This window comes from Micromonospora sp. RHAY321, assembly GCF_023896955.1.
Lineage (GTDB): Bacteria > Actinomycetota > Actinomycetes > Mycobacteriales > Micromonosporaceae > Micromonospora.
On record NZ_JAMHIW010000004.1, the window covers coordinates 493,745 to 508,260 of the forward strand.

Sequence of the window (14,516 nt, forward strand, 5' to 3'; positions counted from 1 at the left end):
CGCCGACACGATAGCTCAGACCGTCCCCGCGGCGTCCAGGGCCTTGGCGATGTCGGCCACCAGGTCGGCCGTGTCCTCAGCGCCGCAGGAGAGCCGGACGAAGCCGGGGGCGGTGTCGTCACCCCACTGCGCCCGCCGGTCCGCCGTGGTGTGCAGGCCACCGAAGGAGGTGGCCGCCGCCACCAGCCGGGCGGCGTCGATGAAGCGACTCACCCGGTCCGCGTCACCGAGGTCGAACGAGAGCACCCCGGGCATCCGGCGCATCTGCGCCGAGGCCACCGGGTACGCCGGGTCCTCCGGCCGCCCCGGCCAACGCAGGCCGGTCACGTCCGACCGGCTGGCGAGCAGGTCGGCGACCGCGGCCGCGTTGGCGCTCTGGCGGGCCAGCCGCAGGTCGAGGGTGGCCAGCGACCGGTGGGCCAACCAGGCGTCGAAGGCGCCGGGCACCGCGCCGGTGGTGGTGCGCCAGACCGTCACCGCCTCGATCAGCTCGGTGGACCGGCTGGCCAGGTAACCCAGCAGCAGATCGGAGTGGCCGGTGAGCGCCTTGGTGCCGGAGGCGACCACCAGGTCGGCGCCGAGGTCCAGCGGGCGCTGGCCGAGCGGCGTGGCCGTGGTGTTGTCCACCGCGAGCAGCGCGCCGGCGGCGTGCGCCCGCTCGGCCAGGGCGGCCACGTCGACCACGTCCAGGCCCGGGTTGGCCGGGGTCTCCACCAGCACCAGCCGGACGCCCTCCAGCGACGGGTACGGCCCGACGGTCGGGACGAAGACCACCCGCACACCGATCGTCTCCAGCACGCCGGTGGCGAACGCCCGGACCGGGAAGTATCCGTCGGTGGGCAGCACCACGGTGTCGCCCGGGCGCAGCAGGGCGAGCAGCATCCCCGTGATGGCGGCCTGGCCGGTGGCGAAGACCCGGCAGTCACCGCCCTCCAGCTCACCCACGGCCGCCTCCAGCAGCCGCCGCGTCGGGTTGTCGGGCCGGCCGTAACCGTTCGGCGAGCCGGCCGGACCCTCCCACGGGTCGAGGTGGTACGGCGCGGCGAAGACCGGCCCGGGCAGGAACGGGTCCCCCGGTGCCGGCTCGGGCAGCCCGGCGCGTACGCAGCGGGTGCCGTCCCCCAGATCGGTCATCGGATCCTCACTCGTACGACTCGGGTTTGGCGGTGCGGCTCATCAGGGTCTCCACGGCGAGCCGGGGGTCCATCCCCTCGTGGCAGATCCGCTCGACCTGCTCGGTGATGGGCATCTCCACCCCGTGTGCCCGGGCCAGGTCGCGGATCGCCAGGCAGCTCTTCACGCCCTCGGCGGTCTGCCGGGTGGCGGTCTGGGCCTGCTCCAACGTCTCGCCCCGGCCCAGGTGCTCCCCGAAGGTGCGGTTCCGGGCCAGCGGCGACGAGCAGGACGCCACCAGGTCGCCCATGCCGGCCAGGCCGGCGAAGGTGATCGGGTCGGCACCGAGCGCCACGCCCAGGCGGGCGGTCTCGGCCAGCCCGCGCGTCATCAGCATGGCTCGGGTGTTGTCGCCGAAACCCATCGCGGTGGCGATGCCGTACGACAGGGCGATCACGTTCTTGACCGCGCCGCCCAGCTCGCAGCCGATCACGTCGTCGTTGGTGTACGGGCGCAGGTACGGCGTCCGTATCGAGGCCTGCACGAGCGCGGTGCGGTGGCTGTTCGTGCCGGCGACCACGGTGGCGGCCGGTTGCTCGGCGGCGATCTCCGGAGCGAGGTTCGGGCCGGAGACCACCACCACGCGGTCGGCGGCCACCCCGGCGGTCTCCACGATGACCTCGCTCATCCGCTTGGTGGTGCCCAGCTCGATGCCCTTCATCAGCGACACCAGCGTGGCGTCGGGGTGCAGGTAGCGGGTCCACTCGGCGAGGTTGCCGCGCAGGGTCTGCGACGGCACGGCCAGCACCACCACCTCGGCGCCGGTGATCGCCTCGGCGGCGTCGGCGGTGGCGGTGACCCGGGCCGGGAGCAGCAGGTCCGGCAGGTACTCGGGGTTGCGGCGCTCGCCACGGATGCTGTCGGCCACCGGCGCGCGGCGGGCCCACACCGTCACGTCGCGTCCCGCATCACCGAGGATCTTGGCGAACGCGGTGCCCCAGGAGCCGGCGCCGAGCACCGCGACGTGGCCGTTCACGCCACCGCTCCGCTTCGCCGCGCCGCGGCCTGCCCGACGGTTCGCTCGTTCACGCGGCACCACCCTGCTGCTGATGCTCGGCGGAGGGCCGGGCCGGTCGTTCCCACAGCGGCGGCGGGGTACCGCCGCGGATCTCGGCAAGCATGTCCCGCAGCCGCACCATGATGGCGTCCGTCATCTCCTCGAGGATGGCCCGCGTCGGCGGAGCGCCCGCCCAGCGGCTCAGGTCGATCGGTTCGCCGGCGACCACCGTCACCGGTATCCGCGGGCGCGGGTTGAGCCTGGTGGTCCTTGGGTCGAAGATCCGCTCCGGCCCCCACATCACCAGCGGCACCACCGGCGCGCCCGTGGCCAGCGCCAGCCGGGCGGCGCCGGTCTTGGCCTTCATCGGCCACAGCTCCGGCTGCCGGGTGGTGGTGCCCTCCGGGTAGATCACCACCGCGCCGCCCTCGTCGAGTGCGGCGATCGAGGCGTCCAGCGAGCGGACCGCGTCCACGCTGCCCCGCTCGACCGGGATCTGCCGGCACCGGTGCAGGATCCATCCGATCACCGGCACCCGGAACACGCTGGCCTTGCCCAGGTACTGCGGCCACCGTCCGGAGTCGTAGATGAAGTGCGCGGAGACCAGCGGGTCGGCGTGCGAGATGTGGTTTGCCACGATGATCACGCCACCGTCGCGGCCGAGGTGCTCCTGGCCGCGCCAGGTACGCCGGGTCCAGACGGTCATCACCGGCTTCACCAGCCCCACGGCGAACCGTTGCCAGAACCCCAGCCTCCGCCGTGCCACTGTGCCTCCTCGTCGCGCCCCGACCCACCGCCGACCCCGTCCCCGAGACCCGCAGCGGAAATCATGCCTGCTCGCCCCCGGTACGGCCAGCGAGGGTCCCAGCGTCCGGCTGGCAGGATTGCGGGTGTGAGTCAGCCGAGGTGGGCCGTGGTGGTGCCGGTGAAGCGTCTGGCCGCGGCCAAGAGCCGGCTGCGGGGCGCGCTGCCCGGCGTACCGCACGAGGAGCTGGCGCTGGCGCTGGCGGCCGACACGGTCCGCGCGGTGCTGGCCTGCCCGGCGGTCGCCGAGGCCCTCGTCGTGACCGACGACGCCCGGGTGGCGGCGGTGGCACGGGCCGCCGGCGCGCGCGTCCTGGCCGACGAGCCCGACGCCGGCCTGAACGCGGCGTTCCGGCACGGCGCGGCGGGCGCGACCGCCGGATGGGTGGCGGGGCTCACCGCCGACCTGCCGGCGCTGCGGCCGGCCGAGCTGACCGGCGCGCTGCTCGCGGCCCGGTCCGGCCGGTCCGGGGTACGCCGGTTCGTGCCCGACGCCCCGGGCACCGGCACGGTGCTGCTGGCCGCGCCGCCGGGCGTCCCCCTGGAACCTCGGTTCGGGGTGGGCTCGGCGGCGGCGCACGCGGCGAGCGGAGCGCTCCCGCTGACCGGCGACTGGCCGAGCCTGCGCCGGGACGTCGACACCGCCGCGGACCTGGCCGCCGCCGCGCTCCTCGGGCTGGGGCCGCGCACCGCCGCGCTGGCGGGCGTGGGCTCCCCGGCGCGCTCCGCGGGCTGAACCGCCCCCGGTGTACGGTGCCAGCATGCAAGGCACGGTGGCCAGCTACGACGCGGCGACGCGCAGCGGTGTCCTGCTGCTCGACGACGGCACCGAGATGCGCTTCCCCGCCCGGGCCTTCGACGCCTCCGGGCTGCGGCTGCTCCGGCTCGGCCAGCGGGTCAGCATCGATACCGATCCCGACGGCGAGGTCGTGCGGGTGACATTGCCGACGATGAACTGAGCCGGCGAGGCCAAGTTCATTTTGCGTTAACCGGAATCGGGTGATTATGAGCGGGTGAGCACCCCTCGCGAGCACCCGGCCAGCCCGCCCGCCACCGACCCCCTCAACGGCACCCGCACGCGCGGTGCCGACGGCCGTTTCCGCCCGACCCGGGCCGAGGGCGCCGGCGCCGCCCGCGCCGACGCGCTCGACACCGACCCGGCCGTGTCGTCCTCGGGCCTGGACGAGGTCCTCGACCCCGCCGTCCCGACCACCGAATCGGACGGCCCGGCTGCCGGCGGGGTGCGGACGGCCGCACCGCAGGCCGGCGGCACCGATCCGGACGACGAGCCCCCGACACCCACGCCACTGCCGGAGGACCGGTTCCTCAACCGGGAGCTGTCCTGGCTCGACTTCAACGCCCGCGTGCTCGCGCTGGCCGAGGACCAGCGCACGCCGCTGCTGGAGCGGGCCAAGTTCCTGGCCATCTTCGCCAGCAACCTGGACGAGTTCTACATGGTGCGGATCGCCGGCCTGAAACGGCGGCTCTCCGCCGGCCTGCCGGTACGCGGCGGGGACCGCCTGCCCCTGCGGACCCAGCTGGAAATGATCGCGGAGCGGACCGCCGAGCTGGTCGCCCGGCACGCCGCCTGCTTCGTCGACGACGTGCTGCCCAAGCTGGCCGACGAGGGCATCCGCATCCTGCGCTGGAGCGAGCTGGGCGACGCCGAGCGGGAGCGGCTGCGCACCTACTTCCGCGAGCACATCTTCCCGGTGCTGACACCGCTGGCCGTGGACCCGGCGCACCCGTTCCCGTACATCTCCGGGCGGTCGCTGAACCTCGCGGTGGCCGTCCGCGACCCGGACGGCGGTTCGGAGCTGTTCGCCCGGGTGAAGGTGCCCAACAACGTTCCCCGCTTCGTACGCGTGGACCGGGAGCAGCCCGGCGTGCGGATGCTGCCGGTGGAGGACCTGATCTCGGTACACCTGGGCCAGTTGTTCAGCGGCATGCAGGTCGTCGAGTGCCACCTGTTCCGGGTGACCCGCAACGCCGAGGTGGAGGTCGACGAGGACCGCGACGAGGACCTGCTGCAGGCCCTGGAACGGGAGCTGGCCCGCCGCCGGTTCGGCCCGCCGGTCCGGCTGGAGGCGGCCGCGTCGATCTCCGACCACATGCTGGAGCTGCTCGTCCGGGAGTTGGACATGGACGACCAGGACGTGCTGCGGGTGCCCGGGCTGCTCGACCTCTCGGCGCTGTGGCAGGTCTACGGCGAGGCCGACCGGCCGGATCTCAAGGACAAGCCGTTCGTGCCGGCCACCCATCCCCGGCTCACCGAGGGCGAGGTGCCGCGCAGCGTCTTCTCCACCCTGCGCGACGGGGACATCCTGGTGCACCACCCGTACCACTCGTTCGCCACGAGCGTGCAGCGCTTCATCGAGCAGGCCGCCGCCGATCCGAACGTGCTGGCCATCAAGCAGACCCTCTACCGGACCAGCGGCGACTCCCCCATCGTCGACGCGCTGGTCGACGCGGCCGCCGCCGGCAAGCAGGTGGTGGTGCTGGTGGAGGTGAAGGCCCGCTTCGACGAGGTCGCCAACATCGGCTGGGCCCGCACGCTGGAACGCGCCGGATGCCACGTGGTGTACGGGCTGGTCGGCCTGAAGACGCACTGCAAGACCGCGCTGGTGGTCCGGCAGGAGGGCAACCAGATCCGCCGGTACTGCCACATCGGCACCGGCAACTACCACCCCAAGACCGCCCGGCTGTACGAGGACTTCGGCATGCTCACCGCCGACCCGGAGATCGGCGCCGACCTCACCGACCTGTTCAACGTGCTCACCGGCTACAGCCGGCAGACCGGGTACCGGAGGCTGCTGGTCGCACCGCAGGGCATCCGCAGCGGCCTGATCGAGCGGATCGAGCGGGAGATCTCGCACGTCCGGCTGGGCATGCCCGGCCTGGTCCAGTTCAAGGTCAACTCGCTGGTCGACGAGGGAGTGACCGACGCGCTGTACCGCGCCTCCCAGGCCGGCGTGCACGTCGACCTGCTCATCCGGGGCATGTGCACGCTGCGGCCGGGGGTGCCGGGCCTGTCGGAGAACATCCGGGTCCGTTCGATCCTCGGCCGGTTCCTGGAGCACTCCCGGGTCTTCCGGTTCGGCAACAACGGCGAGGCCGAGTTCTGGATGGGCTCGGCGGACCTGATGCACCGCAACCTGGACCGGCGGGTGGAGGCGCTGGTGCAGGTGAGCGACCCGGTCGCCCGCGCCGAGCTGGACCACGTGCTGACCCTGGCGATGAGCCCCGACGTGGACGCGTTCGAGCTGGCCGGCGACGGCACCTGGACCCGGCGTACCGGCGGCGACGAGGCCGCCCACCTCCATCTCCAGGAACTGCTGCTGCGCCGCGTCGGTGGCACCGCCGGCTGACCGGTCGCGGCATAGGCTGAGCTGATGGTGGAGCAGGAGCAGAAGTACGAGGTGGACGACGCCTACGTGCTGCCGGACCTGTCCGCCACAGCTCCTGCCGGCGGCCAGGTCCGTGCCCTGCCGCCGGTGACGCTGGTCGCCCGTTACCTCGACACGGTCGACCTGCGGCTGGCCCGGGCCGGCGCCTCGCTGCGGCACCGCCGGGGCGACGAGCTGCCCTGGACGGTGAAGCTGCCCACGTCGACGCCCGGCGTCCGGCACGAGATCTCCCGGCCGGGGCCGGTCGGGCAGCCGCCGCCGGAGCTGGTGGAGCTGGTCACCGTGCTGCACCGGGGCGCACCGCTGGTGCCGGTGACGGTGGTGCGGACCGTCCGGCACGCCTGGGAGGTGTGCGACAGGGGCGGCATGGTGCTCGCCGAGGTGGTGGACGACCACGTGACGGTGCTCGACGACTCCGGCGCCACCACCGGGGCCTTTCGGGAGGTGGAGGTGGAGCTGAAGGCCGGCGAGGCGAAGCTGCTGGACCACGTCGGCGCGGTGCTGCGGGAGGCCGGCGCTCGCGGCGGATCGTTCACCCCCAAGCACGTACGGGCGTTGGGCCCGGCGGCGCAGGCAGAGCCGGACCTGGTCGCACCGGCCGGGCTGACGACCGACCCGAGCGCCGGCGACGTGGTGACCGAGGCGGTCCGCAAGGAGGTACGCCGGCTGCTGGCACACGACCCGCTGGTCCGGCTGCGTGCCCCCAGTGGCAGCGGCAAGAGCGCCGTCCACCAGATGCGGGTGGCCTCCCGGCGGCTCCGCAGCGACCTGCGCACGTTCGCGCCACTGGTCCGTAAGACCTGGGCCCGCCCGCTGCGCGCCGAACTGCGCTGGCTGGCCGGGGTGCTCGGCGCGGCCCGCGACGTCGAGGTCCTGCGCGACCGCCTCCGGCGCACGGCGACCGCCGATCCACTCAGCCCACTCGACCCGGCGGCGGTGGACCGGCTGGACGGGGCACTCGCCGAGCGGCAACGGCAGGCGCTCACCGCCGTCGACGAGGCGCTCCGCTCCGCTCGCTACCTGGCCCTGGTGGACACCCTGGTGCTGGCCGCCAGCGCCCCCCGGCTCACCCGCCGGGCCGCCACCCCCGCACGGCAGGCCCTGCCCGGGCTGGTGGCCCGCCCCTGGCGCCGGTTGACCGGGCCGGACGGCGTCGACGCGCTCGACCCGCTGGCACCCGACGAACGCTGGCACTCCGTACGCAAGGAGGGCAAGCAGGCCCGGTACGCGGTCAACGCCGTGGCCCCGGCGCTCAGCAAGGCGGCGCGCCGACTGTCCCGCGCGCTCGCCGGGGTGCAGGACGTCCTCGGCGAGCACCAGGACGCCGCCGTCGCCGCGGACACCTGGCTGGCCGTGGCCGCCGAGCGACCGGACGACCACGACCTGGCCGTCACCGCCGGTCGGCTGGCCGAACGGGAACGCGACACCGTACGCCGGATGCGGGGCCGTTTCCCGGCCGCCTGGCACCGGGCCACGCGGCGACGGCGAACCCGTTGGCTGCCGTGACCGGCATCCGGGCGGCCGGCGGGGTGGCCTGGCGGCCGTCCGCCGACGGCGTGCAGGTCTGCGTGGTGCACCGCCCACGCTACGGGGACTGGACGCTGCCGAAGGGCAAGCTGGAGCCGGGCGAGCATCCGCTGGCCGCGGCGGTCCGCGAGGTGGCCGAGGAGTCCGACGTCCAGGGTGTGCCGCAGGTGCGGCTGCCGTCGGTGCGCTACCGCAGCGAGGGTCAGCCGAAACTCGTCGACTACTGGTCGATGCTCGCGGTGGCCACCGGCGGTTTCCAGCCCGGCACCGAGGTGGACGACACCCGCTGGCTCGCCGTGGACGACGCGATCCGGTTGGTCAGCTACCCGCACGACGCCGAGGTGCTGGCCGCGTTCGCCGCGCTTCCGCCGGTGACGTCGACGATCGCGTTGGTCCGGCACGGGCACGCCGGCAAGCGGGCCACCTGGTCCGGCCCGGACACCGGCCGGCCGCTGGACGCCGAGGGGTGGGCCCAGGCGTACGCGCTGGCCGGGCTGGTGGCCCTGGTCCGACCGGCCCGGCTGGTCTCGGCATCGCCGCGCCGCTGCGTGCAGACCCTGGACCCGGCCGCCGCGCTGCTCGACCTGCCCATCGAGATCTGCGGCGACCTGGACGAGCCGCAGCCGGGCCAGCAGCACGACGAGCAGGTCCTCGCCACCGCCGCCCGGCTGATGGAACTGGCCGCCACCGGCGGGCGGGCGGCGGTGTGCAGCCAGGGCAAGGTGCTGCCGGGCGCGTTGGAGCGGCTGACCGGCCGCGACGACGAGGACTTCACCACGCCGAAGGGCGGCGGCTGGCTGCTCGCCTTCACCGCCGACCGGCTGCTCGCCGCCGACCGCCTGTAGCGACCGCCTCCGTGCGGCCGCCGCCCCTCGTGATCCAGTCGAGATCGCCACAGGGCTCAGCGGGACGGGAGCGCGAGGGTGACCGCCACCGGCAGGTGGTCGCTGGCCGTGCCGCGCGGCGCGACCGGGCCGGTGGCAGTCAGGCCGGGCGAGACGAAGACGTGGTCGATCTGCTGGCGCGGGTCGTCGGCGGGGCTGGTCGCCAGCGGTCGCGCGGCCGCCAACGCGTCGACGAGACCGGCGTCGGTGAACTGTCCGAACGCCTCGTCGCCCGGCTCCGTGTTCAGGTCACCGGCCACCACCAGCGGCCGGCCCGCCGCGTACCCCGTGGCGAAGTCGGCGACGGCGCGGGCCTGGACCACCGGTCCCCGGTCGGGCGGTGGTTGCAGGTGGGTGCTGACCACGGCGGTTCGGACACCGTCGCCGAGGTCCAGGGTGACGGCGAGGGCCTGCGCGCCGGTGGGCGCCCCGACGGCGGGCAGCGGCAGGGTCCGTGGATCGGTCACCGGCCAGCGGCTGAGCACCGCGTCACCCCAGACGGGATCGGCGGCCGGCGCGAAGACGTACGGCATGTCGAGCCGGTCGGCCAGCAGGTCCAGGGTGTCGTGGCCGCCGTTGAGCAGCCAACCCCGGTCGACCTCGCTGAGCAGCACCACGTCCGGCCGCTGCCGCTCGACGACGTCGGCCAGTCCGTCCAGGTCGAGACGGCCGTCCAGCCCGAAGCCCATCCGGATGTTGTACGCCACCACGGTCAGCCGGTCCGGCGGACCGTCCCGGTTGCCGGCAACGGGCACGTCGTCGGCGAGCAGCGGCGCCAGCAGGGCCAGCACGGTGACCGCGGCCGTGGTCCGCAGTGGCGGCAACGGGGCCGGGGTGGGGCGCGCGGCGGAACGCGCGGCGAGGGCCACGACGGCGACCAGCGCGGCGACCGCCACCGGCACGGCGCCGTTGGGGTAGCCGAGATCGTAGGCGGAGTAGTACGCGACGGCTCCCAGCGCGAAGACGACCATGCCGGAAGCCACCGCGTACCCCCGACGGCCGGCCCACCGCACGTCCCCCGCCGCGCCGCCGGCCGGCCCGGCACCGCCGGCGGTGTCGGCGCTGACAGCGGCCGTGTCGGCGCTGGTGGCGACCGTGTCGGCGCTGGTGGCCGTGTCGGTGAGGGCCAGGCAGGCGCCCAGGCCCACGGCGGCCAGCAGGATGGCCGGGACGAGCAGGTCGCCCCGGTCGAGAGCGAAGAGCAGTGCGCCGGCGAGCAACGCCGCCGGCCCCAGCAGCCGGACCCATCCCCGGCGCGGGCCGGTCAGCGCGGCCAGCAGGAATCCGGCGACCGCCACCGGCACCGGGGCCAGCCCGAACAGCGGCGAGCGGGCCACGCCGTCGCCCGCGACCAGGTACGAGGTTCCGGTCCGGGCCAGCGCCGGGGCGAGCGCCACCATCCCGGCGAGCAGCAGCGCCGGCCCGGCCAGCAGCCAGGCCCTCGCACCGCCGGAACCGGCCGGCTCGCTGGGCAGCGCCGTCCCGAGCAGGAACAGGGTCACCGCGACGGCGCTGAGCAGCCAGCCCACCCAGTCGCCCCGCCAGACCAGGTCGTAGGTGTCCAGCAGCGCGTGTACGCCCGCGTTGGCCGCCAACCCCAGCGCCAGCCCCGGCACCGGCGCATCGGTGCGGGCGGCGACGCCGACGAGCCAGACCAGACCGGCGAGCAGCCCGGCGGTGGCCATCCAGAGCTGCGGACGTCCGCCGGGGGTGGCGGTGAGCGCGAGCCGGGCGGCAGCCAGCACGACGGCCGCGACGACGGTGACCGGGCGGGCGCCCACCCGCCGGACCAGCGCCGGTGCGGCCAGCGCGAGCAGGAACCAGCCGAGGGCGAACGCGCCCATCAACTCGGCCGGAGTGGACGCGGCCTGACCGAAGATGGTGATGATGCCGGGCAGCCAGACCCGCAGCACGTCGATGAGCAGGATGACGCCCAGCGCGAGCGATCCGGTGGTGAGGTGGCGGTAGCGCACCGGCGCCCTCTTCCCGTCGGCGGACCGGCGGAGGGGGCCGGCACGGCGATTCTGCGCGTGCCCATCGGCCCGGTCAACGGTGCGGTAGCGCCGAAAGGGCGCCCACCCTACGGGTGGACGCCCTTTCCTGCGGGTCTATCAGCGCTTGCTGGCCGCCTTCTTGGCCGGTGCCTTCTTCGCCGGCGCCTTCTTGGCCGCCGCGCTCTTGCTCGCCGTCGCGGTGGTCTTCTTCGCCGCGGTCGACCTGGTCGCCGCGGCGGTCTTCTTCGCCGGCGCGGTCTTCTTGCTGGCGGCCGTCTTGGTCGCCGTGGTGGTCTTGCTCGCCTTGGCCGGGGCGGTCTTCTTGCTGGCGGCCGTCTTGGCCGCCGTGGTGGTCTTGCTCGCCTTGGCCGGGGCGGTCTTCTTGCTGGCCGCCTTGGTGGCGGTGGCCTTGGTGCCCGCCGCCTTGGCGCCCGCCGCCGTGGTGCCCGCCGCCTTGGTGCCCGCCGCCTTGGCGCCGGTGGTCTTGGCCGCCGCGGTGGCGGTCTTCTTCGTCGGTGCCGCGGCCTTCGGCACCTTGCCGCTGGCCACCATCTCCTTGAACCCGGCGCCAGCGCGGAAGGTCGGCACGGACGTCTTCTTGACCTTCACCGCCTCGCCGGTACGCGGGTTGCGCGCTGTTCGCGCACCACGCACACGCTTTTCGAATGCTCCGAATCCGGTGATTGCCACCTTCTCGCCCTTGGTGACCGCTGCCTGGACCTCGGTGAGGACCGCCTCGAGGGCGTTCGTCGCCGTCTTCCGGTCCCCCAGGCGAACGGCGAGCGCCTCGATGAGCTCGGCCTTGTTCACGACTTCCTCCCGATTGTGCAACTGACTCGTCGCGAGCCATTCTGCGCGCACGGTATGCCCTGTGCTGCCGGGACACAAACATTCGGTGGAAAAAAGCCCTTGTGTCGTAACGGATTCACCCCCACCGGTTGGACCGATGGGGGTGGAATCCGGTGTGCGATCGGTCGTACGGCTATGCCACCGACGGCAGGAACGGCAGCCGGCTCTTCTCGTACGCGTCGATGTCGGCGGCGTGCCGAAGGGTGAGTCCAATGTCGTCCAGGCCCTCCAGCAACCGCCACCTGCTGAAGTCGTCCAAGGGGAACGACCATGTGGCGTCCCCGGCCCGGAGCTGCCGGGCGGTCAGGTCGACGGTGATCGGGGTGCGCGGATCGGCCTCGACCTGGTCCCACAATTCCTCGACGGCTTTCAATTCCAACTCGACCGGCAGCAGGCCCTCCTTGAGTGCGTTGCCGCGGAAGATGTCGCCGAAGCGCGGGGCCACGACCACCCGGAAGCCCCAGTCCCGCAAGGCCCAGACGGCGTGCTCACGGGAGGAGCCGGTGCCGAACTCCGGGCCGGCGATGAGGATCGACGCCCCGGAATACGATTGATCGTTGAGCACGAATGCCGGATCTTCGCGCCAGGCGCTGAACAGCCCGTCGGCGAAACCGGTCCGGGTCACCCGCTTGAGGTACACGGCGGGAATGATCTGATCGGTGTCCACATTGGAACGGCGCAGCGGCACGGCCGTCCCGGTGTGGGTGGTGAACGACTCCATCTCCTCAGGTCCCTTCTACAGGTCGGCGGGGGCGGCCAACCGGCCGACCACGGCGGTGGCGGCGGCGACCGGCGGGGAAACCAGGTGGGTACGCCCACCCCGGCCCTGACGGCCCTCGAAGTTGCGGTTGGACGTGGAGGCGGAGCGCTCGCCCGGCTTCAGCGTGTCCGGGTTCATCCCCAGGCACATGGAGCAGCCGGCGAACCGCCACTCGGCACCGGCGTCGGCGAAGACCTTGTCCAGCCCTTCGGCCTCGGCGGCCTCCCGAACGGCGGCGGAGCCGGGCACCACGAGCATCCGGACGCCGTCGGCGACCTTGTGGCCGCGCAGCACGTCGGCGGCGGCCCGGAGGTCCTCCAGGCGGCCGTTGGTGCAGGAACCCACGAAGACCACGTCGATGGGCAGCTCGCGCAACGGGGTGCCGGCGCGCAGGTCCATGTACTCCAGCGCGCGGCGGGCCGCTGCGCGCTCCGAGTCGGTGGCGAACTCCTCCGGGTCCGGCACCGGCGCGCTCAGCGGCGCACCCTGCCCCGGGTTGGTGCCCCAGGTGACGAACGGCGTGATCCGGCTGGCGTCCAGGGTCACCTCGGCGTCGAAGCGCGCGCCCTCGTCGGTGGGCAGCGTCCCCCACCACGCCACCGCCGCGTCCCAGTCCGCGCCCCGCGGCGCGTTCGGCCGACCCTTGAGGTACGCGAAGGTGGTCTCGTCCGGCGCGATCATGCCGGCCTTGGCACCCCACTCGATGGACATGTTGGCGATCGTCATCCGCCCCTCCATGGAGAGGGAGCGGATGGCCTCGCCGCGGTACTCGACGATGTGCCCGCGACCGCCGCCGGTGCCGACCTGGGCGATCAGCGCGAGCACCAGGTCCTTGGCGGTGACGCCGGGGGCGAGCTGGCCGGTGACGTTCACGGCCATGGTCTTCGGGCGGCTCTGTGGCAGCGTCTGGGTGGCCAGCACGTGCTCCACCTCGCTGGTGCCGATGCCGAAGGCGAGCGCGCCGAACGCACCGTGCGTGGCGGTGTGCGAGTCGCCGCAGACGATCGTCATGCCCGGCTGGGTGAGCCCGAGCTGCGGGCCGATCACGTGCACGATGCCCTGGTTGTCGTCGCCGAGCGGGTGCAGCCGCACCCCGAACTGGGCGCAGTTGCGGCGCAGCGTCTCGATCTGGGTCCGCGACGTCTGGTCCGCGATGGTGAGCAGGTCACCGCGGCGGAGCCGGAACGCCGGATCGGCGTACCCGGTCGGTGTGTTGTGGTCCTCGGTCGCGAGGGTCAGGTCGGTACGGCGCACCCGGCGCCCGGCGAGCCGCAGCCCGTCGAACGCCTGCGGGCTGGTCACCTCGTGCAGCAGGTGCAGGTCGATGAAGAGCAGGTCCGGCTCACCAGCGGCGGACCGTACGACGTGCGCGTCCCAGACCTTCTCGGCCAGGGTCCTCGGCTCAGGAGTGACTCCCACCATCTGGACATCCTAAATTCTGGGAGGTAAGTTTCGGCTTGTGGGACACAGTATGAGCGGTGTCGGCGTTCTCGACAAGGCGGTGGTCATCCTGGCCGCCTGCGTGGACGGCGCCAGCCTGGCCGAACTCGTTGACCGTACGAAGCTGCCCCGGGCCACCGCGCACCGGCTGGCACAGGCACTGGAGATCCACCGGATGCTGGTCCGGGACACCCAGGGCCGATGGCGCCCGGGCCCCCGGCTGGGCGAGCTGGCCAACGCCGCGCCCGACGTCCTGCTGACCGCCGCCGAGCCGCTGCTGTCCGCACTGCGCGACGCCACCGGCGAGAGCGCGCAGCTCTACCTGCGCCGCGCCGACGAGCGGATCTGCGTGGCGGCGGCGGAGCGCGCCAGCGGTCTGCGGGACACCGTGCCGGTCGGCTCCGTGCTGCCGATGACCGCCGGTTCGGCGGCCCAGATCCTGCTCGCGTGGGAGCCGCCGGAGGCGGTGATGCCGCTGCTGCCGCGCAGCAAGTTCACCGGTCGCACCCTGGCGGAGGTCCGTCGCCGTGGCTGGGCGCAGAGCGTCGCCGAGCGCGAGGCCGGTGTGGCGAGCGTCTCCGCCCCGATCCGCGACCGCACCGGCCGGGTGATCGCCTCGGTCAGCATCTCCGGCCCGATCGAGCGCCTGGGCCGCCGCCCCGGCGAACGCCACGCCATGGC

Annotated in this window: 13 protein-coding genes; 6 read left to right on the forward strand and 7 right to left on the reverse strand. The window is 74.0% G+C overall.

The window, feature by feature from the left end; genetic code table 11:
* Nucleotides 1-15: 15 nt before the first annotated feature.
* The 3 genes from M8C17_RS13390 to M8C17_RS13400 are packed head-to-tail and all read right to left on the reverse strand — an operon-like array spanning nt 16 to nt 2,936.
* Complete coding sequence (locus tag M8C17_RS13390; RefSeq protein WP_252416752.1) at nt 16-1,134, reverse strand: cystathionine gamma-lyase; 1,119 nt, start codon at nt 1,132-1,134, stop codon at nt 16-18.
* Between the two features lie 7 nt (nt 1,135-1,141).
* Nucleotides 1,142-2,149: an NAD(P)H-dependent glycerol-3-phosphate dehydrogenase gene (locus tag M8C17_RS13395; RefSeq protein ID WP_252416753.1), complete on the reverse strand. Its 1,008-nt coding sequence runs from the start codon at nt 2,147-2,149 to the stop codon at nt 1,142-1,144.
* A gap of 49 nt (nt 2,150-2,198) precedes the next feature.
* Nucleotides 2,199-2,936 carry a 1-acyl-sn-glycerol-3-phosphate acyltransferase gene (locus M8C17_RS13400; protein ID WP_252416754.1) on the reverse strand — a complete coding sequence of 246 codons (738 nt, stop codon included), beginning with the start codon at nt 2,934-2,936 and terminating at the stop codon, nt 2,199-2,201.
* A gap of 126 nt (nt 2,937-3,062) precedes the next feature.
* On the opposite strand from M8C17_RS13400, the gene cofC reads away from it, so the two are divergent.
* The 5 genes from cofC to M8C17_RS13425 are packed head-to-tail and all read left to right on the forward strand — an operon-like array spanning nt 3,063 to nt 8,753.
* On the forward strand, nt 3,063-3,710 hold the full coding sequence (cofC, locus tag M8C17_RS13405; RefSeq protein ID WP_252416755.1) for a 2-phospho-L-lactate guanylyltransferase: 648 nt from the start codon (nt 3,063-3,065) through the stop codon (nt 3,708-3,710).
* A 25-nt stretch (nt 3,711-3,735) separates the two neighbouring features.
* The gene (locus M8C17_RS13410) at nt 3,736-3,933 is read left to right on the forward strand and encodes a cold-shock protein (protein WP_252416756.1); all 198 of its coding nucleotides are present in this window, start codon (nt 3,736-3,738) and stop codon (nt 3,931-3,933) included.
* Between the two features lie 54 nt (nt 3,934-3,987).
* Nucleotides 3,988-6,342, forward strand: coding sequence for an RNA degradosome polyphosphate kinase (locus M8C17_RS13415; RefSeq protein ID WP_252416757.1), 2,355 nt, complete (start codon nt 3,988-3,990; stop codon nt 6,340-6,342).
* Between the two features lie 24 nt (nt 6,343-6,366).
* Nucleotides 6,367-7,887, forward strand: a complete 1,521-nt coding sequence (locus M8C17_RS13420; protein ID WP_252416758.1) for a CYTH and CHAD domain-containing protein — start codon at nt 6,367-6,369, stop codon at nt 7,885-7,887.
* Complete coding sequence (locus M8C17_RS13425; RefSeq protein WP_252416759.1) at nt 7,875-8,753, forward strand: NUDIX hydrolase; 879 nt, start codon at nt 7,875-7,877, stop codon at nt 8,751-8,753. The genes M8C17_RS13420 and M8C17_RS13425 overlap by 13 nt, the downstream gene beginning before the upstream one ends.
* 56 nt (nt 8,754-8,809) lie before the next feature.
* Here the strand turns inward: M8C17_RS13425 and M8C17_RS13430 are convergent, their stop codons facing one another.
* The 4 genes from M8C17_RS13430 to leuC form a co-directional block, all read right to left on the reverse strand.
* Complete coding sequence (locus tag M8C17_RS13430) at nt 8,810-10,765, reverse strand: endonuclease/exonuclease/phosphatase family protein (RefSeq protein WP_252416760.1); 1,956 nt, start codon at nt 10,763-10,765, stop codon at nt 8,810-8,812.
* A gap of 138 nt (nt 10,766-10,903) precedes the next feature.
* On the reverse strand, nt 10,904-11,596 hold the full coding sequence (locus M8C17_RS13435) for an HU family DNA-binding protein (RefSeq protein WP_252416761.1): 693 nt from the start codon (nt 11,594-11,596) through the stop codon (nt 10,904-10,906).
* Between the two features lie 172 nt (nt 11,597-11,768).
* Nucleotides 11,769-12,356, reverse strand: a complete 588-nt coding sequence (gene leuD / locus M8C17_RS13440; RefSeq protein WP_252416762.1) for a 3-isopropylmalate dehydratase small subunit — start codon at nt 12,354-12,356, stop codon at nt 11,769-11,771.
* Nucleotides 12,357-12,371: 15 nt separating this feature from the next.
* Nucleotides 12,372-13,817: a 3-isopropylmalate dehydratase large subunit gene (gene leuC / locus M8C17_RS13445; RefSeq protein ID WP_252416763.1), complete on the reverse strand. Its 1,446-nt coding sequence runs from the start codon at nt 13,815-13,817 to the stop codon at nt 12,372-12,374.
* A gap of 49 nt (nt 13,818-13,866) precedes the next feature.
* Between leuC and M8C17_RS13450 the strand changes: the two genes are divergently transcribed.
* On the forward strand, nt 13,867-14,516 hold a 650-nt coding region (locus M8C17_RS13450), incomplete at its 3' end, for an IclR family transcriptional regulator (protein WP_252416764.1).